The following is a 19328-nucleotide window of genomic DNA, read 5'->3' on the forward strand; positions in this document are numbered from 1 at the left end:
CGTCAGGTCAAAAGGGGGCTGGCCCCCACCCCTTTAAATCAAAGGTTTCTCTATGAGCGTTGACTATTCTTACCTTGCAAAAACCATTGCCTCTCTGACTGCCGGAGAAACGGACCAAGTGGCGTTGATGGCCACTGTCGCCTGCGAAGTCCACTTTTCCGATGATCGCTTTGACTGGACTGGGTTCTACCGTGTCACTGACCCGGATTTGCTAAAAATTGGCCCCTATCAGGGTGGTCACGGTTGTCTCCAAATACCATTTTCGCGCGGTGTTTGTGGTGCAGCGGCCCGAACGGGAGAAGTTCAGTTGGTTGCAGATGTTGAAAGCTTTGAAGGTCATATCGCCTGTGCCAGCTCCACTCGATCGGAATTGGTGTTGCCGGTGTTTGATAACTCGGGTGGTTTGATTGGCGTTTTTGACATCGACAGCAATCAACCGGATGCGTTTACACAGAAAGATGCCACAGCCCTAGGTCAGATCCTGTCAGACGTATTTGCCAGTTAGGGCGCTCCAGATAATCGCCGTCCCAGCTATCAATTGCAGTAGGGCAATCGCATGCAACAGTGTCGAAAACGGCTGTTTCCGGGTCTTGTGGCGAAACAGTTGGCGGCTCCAATAGGCGCCCGGTGTGCCGCCCACCAGGGCTACAGTCAGCAGGGTTCGTTCAGATATGCGCCAAAGACCAAGTCGTGCCCGACGTTTATCAAGCATCAAGAGTAATATCTCTAAGGCGTTGATAGTAAAAAGATACAAGGCAGTAAGAACCCAAGGGTTGGTGAACATACTGTTGTTTCTCCCTCCTAACGCTTTGGTTTACCGTTGCGGATTTTGGTGAAGATGCCCTAGGACTCGCCATATGAACAGCCGATCTAAACCCGACTTAAAGCCAACGTCCCGGTGCTGGCAGATTGATATTGTTGTTGCTGATGGCTTTGTCCTGCTTGAAGTCGCAGCAATTGTCGATGCCCTGCGTGTTGCCAATCGGATCATCGCGCAACCGCCATTTTCCTGGACCTACCGATCAGCCAAGGGCGGGATGATCGAAAGCCGTTGCGAGGCCTTTGTCAATTCCCAACCTTTTGTCGACCGGCCAACAGCTGATTATGCCTTTGTGATCGGCAATAGCGATCCCGACACCCCTGCTTTGTCGCTACCGGGGCTGATCTCGGCTTATACCTATCGCAACGCGCAGGTGTTTCTCTTGGCCGAGGCCGCCAGCCGATACATCCAGGATCGAGGTGATAAAGGGGTACACCTCTCCACCCATTGGGAAAACTCTGCCCTGTTGCGTGAACGCAGTGGATTGTTTGAAGCAGGTTCCGCATTGGCCAGTGAAGATGGGCCTGTGGTGACCTGTGCCGGCATGGGGGCAACGGTCGATGTGGTCTTGTCACTGATGGGGCGGCACATTTCACCTGCGGCGCTGGTGACAGTGGCCAATGTACTGCTGCACGACAATATCCGCGACTTTTCCACCCGACAACCGTTTGGCGGCGCACGGGGAACTGCGACCGGAGACACCGATCTCGACCATTGTATCCGGATCATGCAGGACAATATTGAGGATCCGCTGCCTATTTCCGAACTGGTCGCTCAAGTCGGTATTTCTGCCCGGTCACTTGAGCGCAAGTTCAAGACCAGCTTTGCTACAACCCCCAACAGTTTCTATCGTGAAATGCGGTTAAGCAAAGCCAACAACCTGTTGCTCAACACCAGTCTCAGCGTACAGGAAATTGGGCTGGCCTGTGGTTTCCCCAGTGGCTTTTCCGGACAGTATAAGGCGCAGTTTGGACTTACGCCGCTTGTGGTGCGCAAAAGGCGTCGGTCTGGCGGGCAGGGGGCAACACTCGATCCTGAGATCGGAGAATAACTGTCAAAAATTGGCGGAAATGGTGCATTTCCAGTCACGCAAGCATGTCAGGCTGATGAGAAATTCAGAGTCTGGAGCGACGACATGAGCGATCTTCCCACCAAGGCCCGTGTGGTCATCATCGGCGGCGGTGTTATTGGCTGCTCGGTAGCCTATCATTTGGCCAAACTGGGCTGGCAGGACGTGGTGCTGCTAGAACGCAAACAATTGACATCGGGCACCACCTGGCACGCCGCCGGGCTGATCGGTCAGCTGCGCGCCAGCTCGAACATGACCAAACTGGCGCGGTATTCGGCTGAGTTGTATCACGGGCTGGAAGAAGAAACCGGGGTTGCTACGGGCATTCGCCAGGTAGGATCTATCTCGGTTGCGCTGACGGATGAGCGACGCGAAGAATTATACCGCAGCGCCGCCATGGCGCGGGCCTTTGGGGTTCCTGCCGAAGAACTGTCACCGGCAGAGGTCAAGCAGCGTTACGAGCATCTGAACCTGGATGGCGTGACCGGTGGTATCTGGTTGCCGACAGACGGGCAGGCGGATCCGGCCAACATCGCACTGGCGATGGCCAAGGGCGCGCGTCAGAATGGTGCGCTGGTCAAGGAGCGTATCAAGGTGACCGGCATGACAAAGCAAGGTCGCCGGGTCACGGGTGTAGACTGGGCAAGCGACGATGGTGAACAGCAGGGCCATATCGAAGCCGACATGGTGGTGAATTGCGCAGGCATGTGGGGCCGTGAAGTTGGTAAAATGGCAGGCACCAACGTGCCGCTGCACGCCTGCGAGCATTTTTACATTGTCACCGAAGCGATTCCCGGCCTGACCCAGATGCCAGTGCTGCGGGTGCCGGATGAATGTGCTTATTACAAGGAAGATGCCGGTAAGATCTTGCTGGGTGCCTTTGAACCCAATGCCAAACCCTGGGGCATGGATGGTATTTCTGACCGGTTTGAGTTTGACCAATTGCCTGAAGATTTCGACCATTTTGAGCCGATCCTTGAAGCTGCCTGCGAGCGTATGCCTATGCTGGCCGAAGCAGGTATCCACACCTTCTTTAACGGGCCCGAGAGCTTTACCCCGGACGATGCCTATCATCTGGGCCAAGCCCCTGAGATGGATAACGTCTGGGTTGCCGCAGGCTTCAACTCAATCGGTATTCAATCTGCTGGTGGCGCTGGAATGGCTCTGGCACAATGGATGGACGCAGGCGAGAAGCCCTTTGATCTGGGTGACGTTGATATCTCCCGCATGCATCCATTCCAGGGTAATCAGCACTATCTGTATGAGCGCTCCAAGGAAACACTGGGGCTGCTCTATGCGGATCACTTCCCTTACCGGCAAAAGGCCACCGCGCGCGGTGTTCGTCGCTCTCCGTTCCATCAGCAACTGTTGGATCAGGGCGCTGTGATGGGCGAAACCGCTGGCTGGGAGCGGGCCAACTGGTTTGCAAATGAAGGACAGGAGCGTGAGTATCAGTACAGCTGGAAGCGGCAAAACTGGTTCGAAAACTCCGCTTCGGAACACCGGGCTGTGCGTGAAAACGTCGGCATGTATGACATGTCTTCGTTTGGTAAAATTCGCGTCGAAGGCCCCGATGCCGAGGCGTTCCTGAACTATGTTTGTGGTGCCAACTTGTCGGTACCGGCAGGCAAGATCGTCTATACTCAATTCCTGAATGCAAGTGGCGGGATCGAGGCAGATGTCACCGTCACCCGCCTGAGCGAGACCGCTTATTTGGTTGTAACGCCCTCGACAACGCGTTTGGCGGATCAGACCTGGATGATGCGTCATCAGGGCGATTATCGGGTGGTGTTGACCGATGTCACGGCAGGCGAGGGCGTGTTGGCCGTGATGGGGCCGCGGTCACGCGAGTTGCTGCAACGGGTGTCGCCAGGTGACTTCTCCAATGCGGTGAACCCTTTTGGTACCGCGCAGGAGATTGAGCTGGGCATGGGATTGGCCCGTGTTCATCGGGTGACCTATGTGGGTGAGCTCGGCTGGGAGATCTATGTCAGTTCGGATATGGCGGGCCACGCGTTTGAAACTCTATCCGAGGCAGGTCATGACTTGGGGATGAAACTGTGCGGGATGCACATGATGGACAGCTGCCGGATTGAAAAAGGGTTTCGTCACTTTGGCCATGACATCACCTGCGAAGATCATGTGATTGATGCTGGATTGGGGTTTGCGGTGAAAACTGACAAACCAGATTTTATCGGTCGCGATGCTGTGTTGGCGCGCAAGGAAAATGGCCCAACAAACCGCATGGTGCAGTTCAAACTGACTGATCCTGAACCCATGTTGTATCACAACGAACCCTTGATCCGAGATGGTAAGATCGTCGGCTATCTCAGTTCTGGTAACTATGGCCACACGCTAGGCGGCGCGATTGGGTTAGGTTATGTGCCCTGTGAAGGTGAGAGTGCCGCTGATGTGTTGGCTTCGACCTATGAAATTGACGTGATGGGAACCCGTGTCCGGGCCGAGGCCTCGCTGAAGCCAATGTATGATCCCAAGTCAGAGCGCGTGAAGGTCTGATAGCTGTTGTATCCGCTGCCATATGGTGAGAGCCATGCGGCAGCGGTTATACAGAGGAACCCGACCAGATGATGCCTTTCAGCGCTATTATTGCCGTCCTGCTGCTACTAGCCATCGCATTGGTGCATTTGCTGTGGGCGCTGGGCAGCAGCTGGCCAGTGGGGGATGAGAAAACACTGGCGCGTACCGTAGTTGGCAGTAAGGGCATTCAGAAGATGCCACCGCGTTTGGCCAGTTTAGGTGTCGCTATTGTGCTGACAGCAGCGGCCCATATTGTTCTGGCGTCTGGTGGATTGATGCCGGGTATCTTGTTGCCACGGATGTATCAAATCCTATTGGTCGCCATGATCCTGGTGTTCTCAGCCCGTGGGTTGGCAACCTATATGTCCTTCTGGGGGGAGCTGGTACCGGAACAACCCTTTGCTCGCCTGGATCAAAGAATTTATGCCCCATTGTGCCTGCTGATCGCTGCGCTATTGCTGGATGTGGCCCTGACCTGAACAGGGATGGCATTTCCCGGTTTCCTTTGCGCAAAGACCTGCCATAACTACGGCCATAGGAGTGCGCAATGACATCCCCCAAAACTGACAACATCGACAGCCCACGTGGCCTGGCCTTTGCCATTTCGGCCTATGTGATGTGGGGGCTGCTGCCGCTATACATGAAGGCACTGTCGCATATCCCCGCAGCTGAAGTGGTGGCACACCGGGTGCTTTGGTCGGTGCCGGTGGCTGGGGTGTTGTTGATCGTGCTGCGCCGAACCAAGGATCTAAAGGCGGCGCTACGCAGTCCCAAAACACTGATGATGGGTTGCGTCACTGCTGCACTGATCACCGTCAACTGGGGTATCTATGTCTGGTCGATTGCCAGTGGCCATGCACTGGATGCGGCGCTGGGGTATTACATCAACCCGCTGTTCAGTATTCTTCTTGGTGCGGTTTTGCTGGGTGAGCGACCCAGCCGGATGCAGATGCTTGCGATTGCTCTGGCCGCAGCGGCAGTGGTGGTGCTCACTGTGGACGCCGGAGGCCTACCACTGGCGGCCGTTGGACTGACGTTAAGCTGGGGGTTCTATGCCTTTTTCAAGAAATCCCTGCCAGTTGGTCCTAATCAGGGGTTCATGCTGGAAGTGCTGATCCTGATGCCGGTGGCGCTGGGCTATGTCATCTATCTGTCCGCAACCGGAACCGGCCATATTGGCGGCACAGGTATAGACACCGCGCTATTGCTGGGCTGTGGCGTGGTTACGGCGATACCTTTAATCACCTATGCAAATGGGGCCAAACTGTTGCGATTGTCGACCATCGGCATCCTGCAATATATCGCGCCAACGATGATTTTCCTGATTGCCGTATTTGTCTTTGGTGAAGAATTTGGCGGCGCTCGCATGATTGCCTTCCCGATGATCTGGGCAGCATTGGTGATCTATTCGGTGTCTCTGATTAAACAGATGCGGACTAAACCAGCCTAGGCGCCCCGGTTAGGGGACGCCTGTTTTGTGAGTTATTCGGCTGGCTCTGCAACCTTTGCAAATGTGTCGCGCAGATGTGCGTCAAAGCGTGCAAAATCCGCCTCGACCTGTGGGTTCTTCATCACATCGTAGGCGACAAAGGTGGGCAGCTTTTCAAGGCCAAGAAACTTACCATTCTGGTGGGAAGGGTACAGCAACGTATCGACCGAGGCGCCCGCAAAGAAAGCTTGCTCTGGGTTGTTAAACGCTTCAACCGGGGCGTTGAACGTGACCGACAGCATATAGGTTTTGCCTTTTAACGCGCCACTCATCCCGTAGTTCTCAGTGGGAGCTTCTGCGCTGCGCCCGTCACCAGTGGCCAGACGCCCATCCATCCCCGCCGTGTAGACCTCGTCCTGATATTTCTTGAGATTCCACGGCGTTGCCATGCAGTGGATCGGAAACTGCAGAATGATTGTGTCCGCCCATTGATGGCTGGCGATCTCGGCTTCGACGTCATAGCCCTCAACCACGGTTGTTACCCGCACCTGATCGCCCTGCGTCTCAAAAAAAGCCTTTGCGCGCTCGGCAAATGCCCGGTTCAGGCTGCCGGGGGCAAAGTCATAAGGCTGGTAACCGTTGATGATGAGAATATTCGACATGTTGGATCTTCCCGAAAGTTAGTTGTTTTTCACTTCACATCTCGGGAGGTGGGGGTATAGGTTTACTATAGCAACCAGTATACTTTTGGTAACCTGGATGTTTTTTTGAGGGCCGTGATGAAACCACGTGTGATTGAGGATGAAAACGGACGCCGCCGCGCAACGTCGGCCTGCGAAAAACCCTGCCCAATCGAAGACGGAATGAAAATTCTGGGGGGGAAATGGACGGGGTCTATCTTATGGCATTTGCAATATGGTCCAGTCAGGTTCAACGACTTGTCGCGCATGATCGCAGCGGCCAGCAAAAAAATGATCACCGAACGTTTGCGTCATCTCGAGGCGCAGGGGGTGGTCACGCGAGAGATTATCAATTCATCCCCGGTTTCAGTGGAATATAGCCTGACTGAACGGGGTAAAACCGCGCTGCTGTTTCTCGATGAACTTCGTAAATGGACCGAGTCGATAGAACCGGAGGTATACGGTTCGTAACTGCAGGTTCACGTCAGCGCGTCGCGAAATTTTAGGAACCGTGCATCGGTCATCACCCGCGCATTCATTGCTTCTCGCAGTGCGCCAACACTTTTGTAGGGGCGCATTGTCACTTCGAACAACTGTATTTCACCTGCTTCGTTCAAAGTGATCAAATCCACTCCGATCGCGTCGAGTTCGCCAATCTTGCACTCGAATTCCAGTGCCCAATCGTTGCCTTCACCGATGACCCGGCGATAGCGAAAATTGCTGAACACCCGACCTACGTGGCCCAGCACGGCTGCTACAGGTTCGCGTCCGGTCCAGGTTTTGTAATAGGTTGGTGGAAGGAATCGGACATCCTCAGCTAGCAGCCCGGCAATCAGGCCGTCGTCTCCCTTGGCCACTACGTCCATCATACGGCTGATTGTTGGATGCATCTTTGGTTCTCCCGTTTTGTGTGATCCTGCGATGATGGGCAATGTCAGGCAAGCGCGACGTCGCGGGAACTTGCCCCTGCAGCCTGCAGGCGCTAGGCAGGCGTTTATGGCAGTATCAAGCGAATATACCCCGCCGCAGGACCCGTTAGAGTACCTGCATTCCGACGCCCAGATTGTGGCGGTGCACAAACCTGCCGGGCTGTTATCTGTGCCGGGCAGGGGGGAACACCTCGCTGATTGCTTGCTGACACGTGTGCAACTGGCCTTTCCTGACGCGCTATTGGTACACCGGTTAGACCGCGACACCTCGGGTGTAATTGTCTTTGCTCTGACCCCACATGCACAGCGCAACCTGTCCATGCAATTTGAGCAACGTACCACCCGTAAGGTCTATGTGGCGCGTCTCGAGGGTCGGCTAGAGCCTCGTGCGGGTACTGTTGACCTACCGCTAATTGTGGACTGGCCCAACCGGCCACGTCAGATGGTCTGCCAGAATACGGGCAAGGCATCAGTCACGGACTGGAATGTTGTCAAATACGGCGCGAATGAAACCCGGGTGCGACTGACGCCGAAGACTGGTCGAACCCATCAATTGCGAATTCATATGCTGGCCTTAGGACATCCGATCTTGGGTGATCCACTCTATGCAAGCGGTGAAGCACGCGAGCATGACCGGATGATGCTGCATTCGCAGGAGTTGCGGGTCAAACATCCCGAAACCAGTCAATCGATCAAATTTCGCGCCCAACCGAATTTTTGAACACCTTTGGCAAGCCAAATTCACATAATATGTTTCGCATGCGAAACAACCTGACGTTGCATTGGTGAAAGGCTGGCCTAGCTGCTGATCTCTAGCCAACCTTCGGGCAGAATGTCCGGGTTGTTCAGTTTGGGATCACCAAACCAGCTGGCCGGGGCGGCAATACGTTTGTCCGGGTTCTGGTTCAGCCAGGCAGCCCACCACGAAAATGAGCTGTTGCCGATGATGTTATGCTCACACAGGCTCATCAACCGCATGTCCTCAAAATCGGTTTCTGAGCCGTTGAAATCGACCACTACCTTTTCGACAGGCAGAGGCAGGTTGTCCTTTGCCCATTGTGGGTCGTCAGAGAACACATAGACCGTTGGGTTGTCTGATAACCCTTTCAATACGCGGGCAAGTGCAGCCTCGTAATAGGCCTGATCACACAGTACATGTGCCGCAAACGTCAGGTAATCGCCACGTCGCACATGCAACGATATGGCATTACTACCTGCTATCCGCTCTGCCATATCGGCGTTTGCGGTATTTGAGAAATCGGGGAAGACAAAGGCCTCGCGGATCTGGTCTTTGATATGCGAAAAATACTTTTCGCTCTGCCAGTACCCGTGAAGGTAGGTTCCATCCTCCCAGCTCTCGATATCCAGATTGTATCCAAGCCCCTCTTCCCGACGAAACCTTGGTGCAGAGCCAAGACCACGCCAAAGAGCATACCGCAGAGGGGACTTCTGCTTTAACGGCGGCAGCTTGGTCGGATCTGCCAGATCCAGGTTGAACACCCGTGTTGGCACGCCCTCACCGTTCAAGACCGCACCGCGCATATCCAGTGCCACCGGCACACCATGACGTGCTGCTAACCCGGCAGCTGCAGCATACTGGAACATCTGGTTGCCCAGACGACCATGGAGGCGGGCAGTGATCATACGGCGATCCTTTGTGATTTGGTACTGCCCTTACTAAGCGCTCCTACAGTGCAACGCCAGTAACTGCTTCACCCTACACCTCCATCTTTCGTTCTGTTGGTTATCCAATCGGAGTAAGATCTCACGCCAAAATCCAAATCTGGCGTCTCATCAAGTATCGAAAGGACTTCAAGAGTGCTCATCCGGGTCCTTCAGATAGATCGAAGCGGCGGGCATCCATCCAATCACAACCGGTTCGTCAACGGGTTCACCATTGAAACCCAAGGGTTGTTGTCCGGCCTGTCTTAGTTTTTCAGGAAGGGACAAAACACCGTTGAGGTCTGACCGGAACGCATAGTGAAGCCGCATGCCCATGGGGGCTGATCCGCTGCCCCAAAGACCAAGCATGGATTGGTTGCGATTCCCGACCCGAAAGAAGGCAACGTTTCGTTCTGGAATGCAGCGCGCCAATTGAAGACCGAGAATGTCCCGGTAGAACATCACGGACTGTTCAAGATCACGAACGGGGATATGGGTTTCATAGAGGCCGCTAATATGTTGGCCAATTGGGTGGCTATCGTCGGGGGCTGACATTGTTAGGCTCCTGAAACACGGTTTCTGGAGCTAGTCTGCAAGCTCAACCTGGCTTCAGGTCAAGCGGGAAATCGATCTATCTTGACCGATGGCGCGATGTACCGTAGTCAGCGCCCAGGTTTGGGTCCCTGCCGCTCACGGCCAATTGGCTATGGTGAAACCCACTTGATCTACATCTTCCGCCCAATATTGGTGCGTTTGATGGCAATGTGAGCCCCGTCAGAGTTTACGCGCCCGTTGATATTGGACGAGGCAAAGATGATGAATACCCAAAACCTGGCTCCGTTAAGTGAGCTGAAAACGCAGGCAAAACGCCTGCGCAAACAACTAAACGACAGTGGTCACGAGATTACGCATAGTAAGTCGCTGGAGCTACTGGCCCAGCAGCACGGTATGCGCGACTGGAACACGATGGCGGCTAAGGCCGGCAACAAACTGCACCTGCGAATCGGGGACCGAGTACAGGGTCGCTATCTGGGGCAGAAATACGTTGCGACCATTCGTGGTCTTTCGGTCCTTGGTGACGGGGAGATCCGGTGCATAACCCTGCACTTTGATGATCCTGTGGATGTGGTGAAATTTGATAGCTTCTCGGCACTTCGCCAACGCGTTTCTGGACGAATTGGTTGGGATGGTCGTTCTGTGCAGAAAACATCGGATGGGGTTCCGCAACTGATTGTTGAACCCCTGTCCGCAACTTGACCTTAACCGACCCGTTTCTTGCGCCTTGTTCTGGAGCTAAAACCAGGACCGCATGAAACGGGTCGCCTGGTGTATCGCTGATCGATTTTGTGTCTCTGTGATCAACACATGGAGAATCCAAAATGGAATTGGAAAACAAAGTCATAATTATCACCGGGGCGAGCAGTGGCATTGGTGCTGCTGCGGCGATGCTATTTGCAGTTGAGGGTGCCAAAGTTGTTTTAGGCGCACGCCGTTTGAAAGAGTTGGAGCAAGTGGCTGGGCAGATTACCCAAAGCAATGGGTCTGCTGTGGCACTGGCCGGGGATGTTTCGGATGCTGGCTATGCTCAGGCATTGGTGGATCTGGCGACCGAAAGCTATGGCGGATTGGACGGGGCGTTCAATAACGCAGGGATCATGGGGGACATGGGGCCAGTGGCAGATATGTCAGTTGGTACATGGAACTCTGTCATTGAAACCAACCTGAGCAGTGCCTTTTACGCAGCGAAGGCACAGATGCCAGCCTTGGTGAAACGCGGTGGTGGCGCGATGCTGTTTACCTCGTCGTTCGTGGGCTATTCAAACGGCGGCATGCCGGGCATGGGGGCTTATGCTGCCTCAAAGGCTGGATTGATTGGGTTGGCGCAATCATTGGCAGCGGATCATGGTGGGGACGGAGTGCGGGTCAATACCCTGTTGCCGGGTGGGACGCTGACAGCGATGGCCGGAGATGATGCCGATACACATGCGTTCATATCTGGCCTACATGCCTTGAAACGTATGGCCGAGCCTAAGGAAATTGCCCAAATGGCGATGTTCCTGCTGTCGGATCGGGCCGGTTTCATCACAGGTGGCCCGGTACTGGCGGATGGCGGTGTCTCGGTTCGGCTGGTTTGACGGGTCACGTAATTCAAGAAAGCCGCCTGAAGAGGCGGCTTTCTGCAAATTGGATGTGGGGTGGGGGCTTACTCGGCCGCCCAGCCTCCAACGGCTTTGACTTCCAGAAAATCTTCGATGCCAAAGCTGCCGCCTTCACGGCCATTGCCGGATTGCTTCATGCCGCCAAAGGGCGCGCCAGCGCCACGGGACTGGCCATTCATCTCAACCATACCCGAACGCAAGCCACGGGCCATGCGATTAGCACGGGCAGTATCCTGTGTTTGTACATAGTTGGTCAGGCCATAGGGGGTGTCATTGGCGATTGCCACGGCTTCTTCTTCGGTGTCGAACGGGATGATCGCTAAGACCGGTCCAAAGATTTCCTCACGCGCGACAACCATCTGATTGTTCACGTCCGCAAATACGGTGGGCTTGACGTAAAACCCTTTCTCCAGTCCTTCGGGACGGCCTGTACCACCGGCGACGAGCTTGGCACCTTCATCGATACCCTGTTGGATCAGGCTTTGGATTTTCCCCCATTGCAGTTCGTTTACGACAGGTCCGATATGGCGGCCTTCCTCGGAAGCAGGGCCGACGCTGACCTTGGCGGCAACTTCGGCAGCCGTTGCAACGGCTGCGTCATAGACACCACGTTGGACCAGCATCCGGCTGGGCGCGTTGCAGCTTTGGCCGGTGTTGTTCATCATATGCAGCACACCGCGTTTCACGGCCTTTTCATCGGCATCGTCAAAAATGACGTTTGCGCCTTTGCCGCCCAGTTCTAAATGTACCTTTTTCAGAGTATCAGCCGCAGATTTGGAAATTGCTGTACCAGCACGGGTCGAACCGGTGAAGGACACCATATCGACATCCGGGTGTGAGGACAGGGTGGAGCCAACGCCGACGCCATCACCGTTGACCAAGTTGAATACACCAGCTGGAAAACCGGCTTTGTCCATCATTTCGGCAAAGATCATTGCATTCAGCGGGCTTTGTTCGGAGGGTTTCAACACCATGGTGCAGCCAGCAATCGCCGCAGCACCAACCTTGAGCGTGATCTGGTTCATCGGCCAGTTCCAAGGCGTGATCAAGGCTGCAACACCAACAGCTTCGTGAATGATCATGTCATTGGGCGCATGAGATCCGAGAGGTTTTTCAAATTCGAATTTCTTGGCGGCGCGGATGAAATTTTGCAGATGATAAATACCTGCCCCAACCTGTTGGCTGCGGGCCATGTCGATGGGAGCACCCATTTCAGACGACATCGCCTGGGCGAGATCTTCGCCACGGGTTTTGTAAGCTTCGACCAGTTTTTCAACCAATGCGATCCGCTCGGCCACTGGTGTCGCCATCCACCCCGGCAGGGCGGATTTTGCGGCTGCGACAGCAGTATTGGTGTCAGCTTCGGAGCCCAGTGAAATCACTGCGCAGGGTGCCTCGGTTGAGGGGTCGATCACCGCAAAATCATTTGCCTGCGATGGAGCCACCCAATGCCCGTTGATGTAAAAGTCACGTTTTTCGATCATGTCATTTCTCCCACGACGGATTATGTAACCGACCATGCGGTCGGGTATTTGGCGCTACTCTGTCACTCCGGCTCACTGGCGGCAAGAGATCAAAAATAAATTTGATCAAATCAAGGATCGTCGCCTGACGCTGTTTTCGACTGGCACCTCGTTAGAAGGGGTGCAACGATGGTCATGAGTGACTATTTAGACGTTCATAAGATCTGTATTTTGATATGAGAGGAAAGTGCCATGGGCTTACGCATCAACGATGTAGTTCCGAATTTCACCGCTGAAACAGACCAAGGGACCGTTTCGTTCCACGACTGGATTGGCGATAGCTGGGCAATCCTGTTTTCGCATCCCAAAGACTTCACCCCTGTGTGTACCACTGAATTTTCCGCGGTGGCCCAGCTGGCGGATGAATGGGCCGCCCGCAATACCAAGGTGATTGGGGTATCAGTTGACGGTGTTGAGGACCACAAAAAGTGGAAAACTGACATCGAAAGTTATGGCGGTGCTGCTGCTGGTTTCCCAATTATTGCGGATGATGGTCTGGCGGTGTCTAAAGCATTCGATATGTTGCCAGCTGAAGCCTATATGCCCGACGGGCGTACCCCGGCCCATAGCGCGACCGTGCGTTCGGTGTTCATCATCGGCCCGGACAAGCAGCTGAAGTTGTCGATGACTTATCCGATGACGGTTGGTCGTAACTTTGCCGAAATCCTGCGCGCGCTGGATGGGTTGCAGATGTCGGGTAAAGGTGTTGCGACACCTGCAAACTGGGTTCCAGGTGAAGACGTGATCATCCCGCCAGCAGTGTCCAATGAGGATGCCAAGGCGAAATTTGGTGAGTTTGAAACCATCTTCCCCTATCTGCGGAAGACCAAAGCCCCACAGTAAAGAAGCAGAAAAGGAGGAGGCTGTCTGCCTCCTCTGTGCCACAGCCCAGGTGCTGTGGCACATTCACCTCCGAGGATGTTTTAGGCTAGATGAAGAACGGGATCCTTTTCTTCTGACCAAGCTGGAAAGATACAGGCCGGGGTGAAAGCAAAAGTCCCTTACCTGATATTGCGGTTAGAGTGGTGTTTTACCTTGTTCCGGTACCGCGCACGCTTCCACTCACGCTGAATTTTTTCCAATAGCGGTTTCTGCGATCCAATTGTGCTTCCGCCGGTTTCGGCTGTGCGATCTGTCAGGCAGGCGGGAGTGATCACAGCAATATGGATATTTGTATGCCAGTGCATTTGTAGAAAGGTATCAACTGGCCGGTCAAAGGGAGCGGTCGCTGTGAGCAGACGTTCGGCGGCTGACCGGCTGACCAGTTGCCCTGAGGTGCGTAGAGGCGTGATCCTTGGGAGGATCAGGGCATAGCTGTCCTGATGGTCTAGTTCTTCACCTTCGCATGTGCGGGTCTGCAGTTGGATATACCCGGTTTTCGTTAAATGCTGCGCCGCGAGCGAAAGCGCCGCGTCGAAATCATCGTTTAGTTCTACATCATCTTCCAATATCAGAGCCGCATCAGCGTCGCTGTCCAACAGGGAAGTCCAGGCGTTGCGATGGCTGAGAAAGCAGCCAATCTCGCCGGGACGCAATGCAAAGGGATAGCGGGGAGCGACCTGATTGGGCTGATAAGCCAGTGTCAGCTGATCCTGAGACAGGGCCGCGCCGTCAACGGCGTCGATGATTTCACTGTCTGGCCCCAACCGCTGCAATAATTGCTCTACTTGCGCACGTCGCTGTGTTGCTCGGGCGAGGTGGATGACAAAAGGTTTGATTTTCATGATGACTCGTTGTTGTGCGCGGGCTGTGCTTCATTTGACAGCAGTGGTTCAGCCAACAGTTCCTCGATGAAGTAGCTGAGCAATTGTAACCGACCTGAAACGCCAGCCTTGCGGTAGACAGCGGCACATTGGGCTTTGACCGTGCCCTCTTTGGTTTGGCGCAGGGCAGCGATATCGGCAACTGGCAGTCCTTTGATCGCCAGTAAGGCAACGTCGCGTTCCGCGCTGCTAAGCTGCCAGTCCGAGAATTGCTGTTCGATTAGTTCGGCAAAGGCATCAGATGCTACGTCAAGCTGGCGCCGCAGTCGCCGTTGCCGATGCGCGAGTGCGCGGATCTGGAGGACGGTTGCCAACAAACTGCCAATCAAGGCCAGTGCCAGCAGCAGTTCAAAGCTATTGTAGTGACGAAAACTTGCGGCGTCCTCGCGGCCGAGTAGGTCAGAGGCGGCATCAAACATAAAGAAGGTGGCGCAGAGAGCCTGCACCACCAAAAGAAGCCAGAGCCAGAGCCAGAGTTGCGTATTGTTCTGCATTTGGCTCCCTCTGTGCTGACCGGTATCAATCGTCGTCGTCGTCAGACTCATCTTCCGCGTCATCGCTCTCGTTTGCAGAGGCGTCATCTTCGGATTCGTCGTCATCGTCGTCTTCATCCTCACCGTGGTCGTCTTCGACCTCTACTTCGGTGACCATGCCGCTTGTTTCATCAAGCTCCAGCTCAGTTTCTACGCCATCCATTCGGACTTCAACCTCGATTTCACCATCTTCGATTTCAATTTCCTGCACAGTATAGCCCTGTGCTTCGATCGCAGCCCGGATTTCGGCCTCGGTGGTTCCAATTGTATCCCCAACTGAGATATTGGCCACGGCCAGAGCAGGGGCGCCAACGATCAGAGCAGCCAGTGTAAGTGTTTTGAGGTTTTCCATTTTTCATCTCCAATTTGGGTTTCGGTGATGATGAGGTGGGGAGGGGGCGAGGGCGAAACGATTGGTTTTTGGTTGGTTTTGGGGGGGATTGGACTAAGGTTTATGCGCTGTCTGGTGGTACGAACCGTTATTGCTTCAAGGCACCAGAGATTGAGAACAGATTTCAGCGGTATTGAAGCAGAAACATGAAAAACATCGTTTTAGGATTGATCCTTTATTTGTCCGCTGGTGCCAGCGTGGCTGAACAGGCGCCGCCTGTTGAGCTGACGCCTCCTTTGCCAAAGGAAGCTTATGCCAGCTGCGCTGCGCTGGATGGGGCGTTGTTTGTGGATGGGGTTCCGCCGGAGGTTGGACTGACATTGCATTCACGGCCCCGGATGAATGCGATTGTCACGGCTGTTCTTCCGAGTTCGGCCACCGGAGTGGTAAAGGGGAAATGCAAGCGACGCCTCCACAATCTATGGTGTCAGGTGACCTGGGGCTGCCTGCGGGGCTATGCTCGGACTGTCTTTTTACGTGAAGGTGATCGACCTCACCCGTTGCAGTGGGCTGAGGTCACCGGAGTGCCTGTCGACAGGTTCTTGATGTTGTATTCCAAAGCCGATGAGAGGGCTACACCTGCGGCAGCTATCTCACCAACTGCAAGAGTATCGGTGTTGGATTGTGTCGCGGGTGCGGGTGGTCAGGAGTGGTGTGCGGTTGTGTGGGGTGACAAAACGGGTTGGACGCGAAAACAGTATTTGCAGTTTTAAGTTGAAGTGACCGCGCATTAGAAGGATCGAAGAATGAGTGTGAAATGGATGTTTGCCATAGCGATTGCACTAACAGGGGCGGCGGCTGGTACGGTGTTCTATGTGAATTCGCTGCGGGCCTGTGCCTGTATGCCGGTGATCGTGGATCAGGATGGGACCGTGGTGGATGCCGGTGTAACAGCTAGCCCGGATTGTGGCTGTTGACGCGCAGACTATAGGGCGGAACCCCAAATACAGAATTGATTTTCTGATTTGGAAATCGTGCAGCTAAATCCTTACTTCACCAGAGGATCTATTCTTTGTCCCAACTCATGAGAAGTCCTTGTGCGTCTTCCACCACCCAAACATCTTCGATGTCGTCCGGTTCAGCGATGTGCATGAAGTTATTAGTTATCCACTTTCTAGAGAGAGTTAGTTTAAGCCCCTCGTGCCGCGCCTCTTCGGGCAGAGTGCACCGCCCATACACCCAAGTTCGACCGTCCATGGTCACGAAGGAAAGGTCATTTTTCAGCTCTAGCTTTACACCTAAGGCGTACTTATAAAAATCCCCAGCGCTATGAGTTGATTTGAATTTAAAAGTAACGCCCTGCCGAAAATGCGAAACTTGGCATTCGACAAGTTTTTCCCAGGTAGGCTGAAATTGAACACCCACTAATTGGTCTCCTATTTTGCTAAACAAAACCGGTTGGCTGTCTCTTTGGCAATACAGAACTGAAGTCTCAAGTAGCTAAAGGTCTGTCCTTCCATGTCTCACTTACGGCGCTTGTGTTGGCTGGAAAGTCGACGGAATTCTTAACGAAAAAAGCCCCGCTGTTGCCAGCGGAGCCTTCGATAATCTCAACAGTGTAAACCCGGGTTGGCTTACTCTTCTGGTTTGATCTCTTCGCCAGTTGCCTGGTCTACGATCTTCATCGACAGGCGAACCTTGCCACGATCGTCGAAGCCCAGCAGTTTGACTTTGACTTCCTGGCCTTCTTTCAGAACATCTGACGGATGGTTCAGGCGGCGGTTTTCGATCTGGGAAACGTGTACCAGACCATCGCGCTTGCCAAAGAAGTTCACAAATGCGCCGAAGTCGACGATTTTGACAACTTTACCAGTGTAGATGGCACCTTCTTCAGGCTCGGCCACGATCGAATAGATCATGTCGTAGGCCTTCTTGATTGATTCACCGTTTGGCGAAGCAATCTTGATGATGCCTTCGTCGTTGATGTCGACCTTAGCGCCGGACACTTCAACGATTTCACGGATAACCTTACCACCGGAACCGATAACTTCACGGATCTTGTCGGTGGGGATCTGCATGGTTTCGATGCGCGGTGCGTGAACCGAGAAGTCAGAAGCTTCGGTCAGTGCGTTTGCCATCTCACCCAGGATGTGGACACGGCCAGCTTTGGCCTGCTCCAGGGCTTTTTCCATGATTTCAGGTGTGATGCCTGCAATCTTGATGTCCATCTGCAGCGAGGTGATACCTTTTTCGGTACCGGCCACTTTGAAGTCCATGTCGCCGAGGTGGTCTTCGTCACCCAGGATGTCGGACAGGATCGCGTAGGAACCGTCTTCTTCCAGGATCAGACCCATCGCAACGCCAGCAACTGGTGCTTTCAGAGGTACACCGGCGTCCATCATCGACAGCGAGCCGCCGCAGACAGAAGCCATCGAGCTTGAGCCGTTCGATTCGGTGATCTCGGACACCAAGCGAATGGTGTATGGGAAATCAGTCGAAGCAGGCAGAACAGCCTGAAGCGCGCGCCATGCCAGTTTACCGTGACCGATTTCACGACGACCTGGGCCACCAACGCGACCAACTTCACCAACCGAGTAGGGAGGGAAGTTATAGTGCAGCAGGAAGTTCGATTTGAAGTTGCCGTGCAGCGCGTCGATGAACTGCTCGTCGTCTCCGGTACCCAGAGTGGTCACAACCAGACCCTGAGTTTCGCCACGGGTGAACAGTGCCGAACCGTGGGTCCGTGGCAGCAGGCCAGTTTCCGAAACGATTGGGCGGATCTCGTCAGTCTTACGACCGTCGATACGAACACCAGTTTTAACAACGTCACCGCGCAGGATGCCAGCTTCAAGCTTTTTCAGAGCGGAACCAAGGTTCGCGTCGTCCAGTTGCTCTTCGGTCAGGGCAGCCTTGATGGTGTCACGTGCAGCGGCAACAGCGGAAGTGCGCTCTTGCTTGTCGCTGATCGCAAATGCAGCGCGCATGTCAGCATCGCCAGCGGCCTTAACAGCTTCGAACAGCTCTGAGTAGTCAGGTGCTGCAAAGTCGAACGGCTCTTTGGCGCAATCTTCGGCCAGATCAATGATCAGGTCGATAACCGGCTGGATCTGCTCGTGAGCAAAGTTCACCGCACCCAGCATTTCTGCTTCGGTCAGTTCGTATGCTTCCGACTCAACCATCATCACGGCGTCTTTGGTACCGGCAACAACCAGATCCAGACGCTGTTCAGGGTTCAGGCGCAGGTCCTGCATGTCGTCAACGGTTGGGTTCAGAACATAATCGCCATCTTCAAAGCCAACGCGGCAGCTGGCGATTGGGCCCATGAACGGCGCACCAGAGATGGTCAGAGCAGCCGAAGCAGCAATCATCGCAACCATGTCTGGGTCGTTGACCAGATCGTGGGACAGCACGGTGCACATCACCAGAACTTCGTTTTTGAAGCCAGGAACGAACAGCGGACGGATCGGACGGTCGATCAGACGTGCAGTCAGTGTTTCTTTCTCGGTGGGGCGGGCCTCACGCTTGAAGAAGCCACCCGGTACTTTACCGGCAGCATAGTATTTTTCTTGGTAGTGCACGGTCAGGGGAAAGAAGTCCTGGCCGGGTTTTTGCTTGCGGGCAAAAGTGACGTTGGCCATGACTGAGGTTTCGCCCAGAGTGGCGATAACCGAGCCGTCAGCCTGACGGGCAACTTTGCCGGTTTCCAGTGTCAGCGTCTCTTCGCCCCACTGGATCGATTTCTTTGTTACGTTAAACATCAACGTTTCCTACGTAGGCTGCAGGGGCGTATCCCCTTTGGCCGGAAAAATGCGAGCCCTTGCTCGCGACCCTATCCTTCGTGTCTGGGGCTCGGGTCTCGGATGCCCCATTCCAGATTTCCTCGCGTTATAGG

At 54.4% G+C, this 19328-nt stretch carries 23 protein-coding genes; 12 read left to right on the top strand and 11 right to left on the bottom strand.

Annotated features, from left to right (window positions below; genetic code table 11):
* The first annotated feature begins 52 nt into the window (after positions 1 to 52).
* Complete coding sequence (locus FEE96_RS10155) at positions 53 to 505, top strand: GAF domain-containing protein (protein ID WP_138162919.1); 453 nt, start codon at positions 53 to 55, stop codon at positions 503 to 505.
* Here FEE96_RS10155 and FEE96_RS10160 read toward each other — a convergent pair.
* Positions 485 to 784, bottom strand: coding sequence for a DUF1294 domain-containing protein (locus tag FEE96_RS10160; RefSeq protein WP_138162920.1), 300 nt, complete (start codon positions 782 to 784; stop codon positions 485 to 487). The two genes, FEE96_RS10155 and FEE96_RS10160, sit on opposite strands and share 21 nt — an antisense overlap.
* Positions 785 to 857: 73 nt before the next feature.
* Between FEE96_RS10160 and FEE96_RS10165 the strand changes: the two genes are divergently transcribed.
* The 4 genes from FEE96_RS10165 to rarD all read left to right on the top strand — a co-directional run bounded on the left by FEE96_RS10165 (position 858) and on the right by rarD (position 5877).
* Positions 858 to 1871: a GlxA family transcriptional regulator gene (locus FEE96_RS10165; RefSeq protein ID WP_138162921.1), complete on the top strand. Its 1014-nt coding sequence runs from the start codon at positions 858 to 860 to the stop codon at positions 1869 to 1871.
* Between the two features lie 84 nt (positions 1872 to 1955).
* Positions 1956 to 4406, top strand: coding sequence for a GcvT family protein (locus FEE96_RS10170; RefSeq protein WP_138162922.1), 2451 nt, complete (start codon positions 1956 to 1958; stop codon positions 4404 to 4406).
* Between the two features lie 68 nt (positions 4407 to 4474).
* Positions 4475 to 4906 carry a DUF3995 domain-containing protein gene (locus FEE96_RS10175; protein ID WP_138162923.1) on the top strand — a complete coding sequence of 144 codons (432 nt, stop codon included), beginning with the start codon at positions 4475 to 4477 and terminating at the stop codon, positions 4904 to 4906.
* 68 nt (positions 4907 to 4974) lie between these two features.
* Positions 4975 to 5877: an EamA family transporter RarD gene (rarD, locus tag FEE96_RS10180; RefSeq protein WP_138162924.1), complete on the top strand. Its 903-nt coding sequence runs from the start codon at positions 4975 to 4977 to the stop codon at positions 5875 to 5877.
* 32 nt (positions 5878 to 5909) lie between these two features.
* Here rarD and FEE96_RS10185 read toward each other — a convergent pair whose 3' ends face one another.
* On the bottom strand, positions 5910 to 6518 hold the full coding sequence (locus FEE96_RS10185) for an NAD(P)H-dependent oxidoreductase (protein ID WP_138162925.1): 609 nt from the start codon (positions 6516 to 6518) through the stop codon (positions 5910 to 5912).
* A 117-nt stretch (positions 6519 to 6635) separates the two neighbouring features.
* On the opposite strand from FEE96_RS10185, the gene FEE96_RS10190 reads away from it, so the two are divergent.
* The gene (locus FEE96_RS10190; RefSeq protein ID WP_138162926.1) at positions 6636 to 7007 is read left to right on the top strand and encodes a winged helix-turn-helix transcriptional regulator; all 372 of its coding nucleotides are present in this window, start codon (positions 6636 to 6638) and stop codon (positions 7005 to 7007) included.
* Positions 7008 to 7015: 8 nt separating this feature from the next.
* Here the strand turns inward: FEE96_RS10190 and FEE96_RS10195 are convergent, their stop codons facing one another.
* Positions 7016 to 7426, bottom strand: coding sequence for a nuclear transport factor 2 family protein (locus tag FEE96_RS10195; protein WP_138162927.1), 411 nt, complete (start codon positions 7424 to 7426; stop codon positions 7016 to 7018).
* A 106-nt stretch (positions 7427 to 7532) separates the two neighbouring features.
* On the opposite strand from FEE96_RS10195, the gene FEE96_RS10200 reads away from it, so the two are divergent.
* Positions 7533 to 8186, top strand: coding sequence for a pseudouridine synthase (locus FEE96_RS10200; protein ID WP_138162928.1), 654 nt, complete (start codon positions 7533 to 7535; stop codon positions 8184 to 8186).
* A gap of 77 nt (positions 8187 to 8263) precedes the next feature.
* Here the strand turns inward: FEE96_RS10200 and FEE96_RS10205 are convergent, their stop codons facing one another.
* Entirely contained in the window at positions 8264 to 9109 is an 846-nt protein-coding gene (locus FEE96_RS10205; RefSeq protein ID WP_138162929.1) for an alpha-1,2-fucosyltransferase, read from the bottom strand.
* 168 nt (positions 9110 to 9277) lie between these two features.
* Positions 9278 to 9682 (bottom strand): VOC family protein, encoded by a 405-nt coding sequence (locus FEE96_RS10210; protein ID WP_246079389.1) that lies wholly within the window; start codon positions 9680 to 9682, stop codon positions 9278 to 9280.
* A 258-nt stretch (positions 9683 to 9940) separates the two neighbouring features.
* Between FEE96_RS10210 and FEE96_RS10215 the strand changes: the two genes are divergently transcribed.
* Entirely contained in the window at positions 9941 to 10384 is a 444-nt protein-coding gene (locus FEE96_RS10215; RefSeq protein WP_138162930.1) for a glyoxalase superfamily protein, read from the top strand.
* A 122-nt stretch (positions 10385 to 10506) separates the two neighbouring features.
* Positions 10507 to 11262, top strand: coding sequence for an SDR family oxidoreductase (locus FEE96_RS10220; RefSeq protein WP_138162931.1), 756 nt, complete (start codon positions 10507 to 10509; stop codon positions 11260 to 11262).
* 68 nt (positions 11263 to 11330) lie between these two features.
* Here FEE96_RS10220 and FEE96_RS10225 read toward each other — a convergent pair whose 3' ends face one another.
* Entirely contained in the window at positions 11331 to 12770 is a 1440-nt protein-coding gene (locus FEE96_RS10225; protein ID WP_138162932.1) for an aldehyde dehydrogenase family protein, read from the bottom strand.
* A 231-nt stretch (positions 12771 to 13001) separates the two neighbouring features.
* Here FEE96_RS10225 and FEE96_RS10230 point away from each other — a divergent pair, with 231 nt between their 5' ends.
* Positions 13002 to 13652: a peroxiredoxin gene (locus tag FEE96_RS10230; protein ID WP_138162933.1), complete on the top strand. Its 651-nt coding sequence runs from the start codon at positions 13002 to 13004 to the stop codon at positions 13650 to 13652.
* 158 nt (positions 13653 to 13810) lie between these two features.
* On the opposite strand, the gene FEE96_RS10235 is transcribed toward FEE96_RS10230, so the two are convergent.
* The 3 genes from FEE96_RS10235 to FEE96_RS10245 are packed head-to-tail and all read right to left on the bottom strand — an operon-like array spanning position 13811 to position 15457.
* Complete coding sequence (locus FEE96_RS10235; protein WP_138162934.1) at positions 13811 to 14533, bottom strand: glycosyltransferase family 25 protein; 723 nt, start codon at positions 14531 to 14533, stop codon at positions 13811 to 13813.
* Complete coding sequence (locus tag FEE96_RS10240) at positions 14530 to 15066, bottom strand: helix-turn-helix transcriptional regulator (protein WP_138162935.1); 537 nt, start codon at positions 15064 to 15066, stop codon at positions 14530 to 14532. The genes FEE96_RS10235 and FEE96_RS10240 overlap by 4 nt, the downstream gene beginning before the upstream one ends.
* Positions 15067 to 15091: 25 nt before the next feature.
* On the bottom strand, positions 15092 to 15457 hold the full coding sequence (locus FEE96_RS10245) for a PepSY domain-containing protein (RefSeq protein WP_138162936.1): 366 nt from the start codon (positions 15455 to 15457) through the stop codon (positions 15092 to 15094).
* Between the two features lie 185 nt (positions 15458 to 15642).
* On the opposite strand from FEE96_RS10245, the gene FEE96_RS10250 reads away from it, so the two are divergent.
* A complete protein-coding gene (locus tag FEE96_RS10250; RefSeq protein WP_138162937.1) occupies positions 15643 to 16209 on the top strand; it encodes an SH3 domain-containing protein in 567 nt (188 codons plus the stop codon).
* Between the two features lie 33 nt (positions 16210 to 16242).
* Positions 16243 to 16413, top strand: coding sequence for a hypothetical protein (locus FEE96_RS23465; protein WP_171021668.1), 171 nt, complete (start codon positions 16243 to 16245; stop codon positions 16411 to 16413).
* Between the two features lie 88 nt (positions 16414 to 16501).
* On the opposite strand, the gene FEE96_RS10255 is transcribed toward FEE96_RS23465, so the two are convergent.
* Together FEE96_RS10255 and pnp are read right to left on the bottom strand one after the other, a co-directional pair.
* Complete coding sequence (locus FEE96_RS10255; protein ID WP_138162938.1) at positions 16502 to 16861, bottom strand: hypothetical protein; 360 nt, start codon at positions 16859 to 16861, stop codon at positions 16502 to 16504.
* A gap of 209 nt (positions 16862 to 17070) precedes the next feature.
* The gene (gene pnp, locus FEE96_RS10260; RefSeq protein ID WP_138162939.1) at positions 17071 to 19194 is read right to left on the bottom strand and encodes a polyribonucleotide nucleotidyltransferase; all 2124 of its coding nucleotides are present in this window, start codon (positions 19192 to 19194) and stop codon (positions 17071 to 17073) included.
* Positions 19195 to 19328: the final 134 nt, after the last annotated feature.

The sequence above is a fragment of the Parasedimentitalea maritima genome (genome assembly GCF_005771405.1).
Taxonomy (GTDB): Bacteria; Pseudomonadota; Alphaproteobacteria; order Rhodobacterales; family Rhodobacteraceae; genus Parasedimentitalea; species Parasedimentitalea maritima.